This is a genomic window from Actinophytocola sp. KF-1 (assembly GCF_054661535.1).
The window spans coordinates 1-1,084 of the sequence record NZ_BAAFVK010000037.1; the positions used below are offsets into that span (position 1 = coordinate 1).

The following is a 1,084-nucleotide window of genomic DNA, read 5'->3' on the forward strand; positions in this document are numbered from 1 at the left end:
TGATGCTGGTGCTGGCGATGGTGGGCTTCGCCGTGAACTTTTGGGCGTGGGCATTGCTCAGCCCGTTGGGTCCGTTGTTCAAGGAGGACCTGGGGCTGAGTGCTTTCCAGCAGGCGCTGCTGGTGGCGGTGCCGGTGGTGGTCGGTTCGCTGGGGCGGGTGCCGGTGGGGGCGTTGACCGACCGGTTCGGCGGCCGGGTGATGTTCCCGCTGGTGACCGCCGTGACGATCGTGCCGGTGCTGTTCCTTGGCCTGGCGGGGCACGCGTCGCTGGCCGCGTTGCTGGTGGGTGGGTTCTTCCTGGGCGTCGGCGGGACCGCGTTCGCCGTGGGGGTGCCGTTCGTCAACGCGTGGTTCCCGCCGGAGCGGCGAGGGCTGGCGATCGGCGTGTTCGGCGCGGGCATGGGTGGGACGGCGATCAGTGCGCTGACCACGGTGCGGTTGGTCGACGCCGGCGGGGTCGCGACGCCGTTCGTGATCACCGCCGGGGTGCTGGCGCTCTACGCGGTGGTCGCGTACCTGCTGCTGCGCGACGCACCGGCCCGGACGGTGCCGACCGAGTCGGTGGCACGGCGACTGGCCGACACCGCACGGCTGCCGGTCACGTGGCAGGCGTCGGCGCTGTACGCGGTCGCGTTCGGCGGCTACGTCGCGTTCTCCGTCTACCTACCCGCGTACCTGAAGACCGCCTACGGCCTGACCCAGGCGGACGCGGCGAACCGCATGGCCGGGTTCGTGATCCTCGCCGTGCTCATGCGCCCCGTGGGCGGCTGGCTGTCCGACCGGATCGGCCCGGTGCGAGTGCTGGCGGCGGTGTTCGCCGTGGTGACCGCCGGAGCTGCCGTGGCCGCGTTCACGCCAGGCCTGATGCCGCTCGGCACCATCGCGTTCCTGTCCATGGCCGCCGCACTCGGCGCCGGAAGCGGTGCGGTGTTCGCGCTCGTCGCGCTGCTCGCACCCGGCAACAAGGTCGGCTCGGTCACCGGGATCGTCGGCGCCGCGGGCGGCCTCGGCGGATTCGTGCCACCGCTGGTGATGGGCGCCCTCTACGGCATGCTCGGATCCTACGCACTGGGCTTGGCCGC

General features: G+C 72.2%; 1 protein-coding gene. It reads left to right on the forward strand.

Translation table 11 applies throughout. The annotated features are described in order from the left end of the window. Positions 1–2: 2 nt before the first annotated feature. Positions 3–1,084, forward strand: a 1,082-nt coding sequence (locus tag ACYQ77_RS44805; protein WP_459723663.1) for an MFS transporter, incomplete at its 3' end; no start/stop codon positions are given.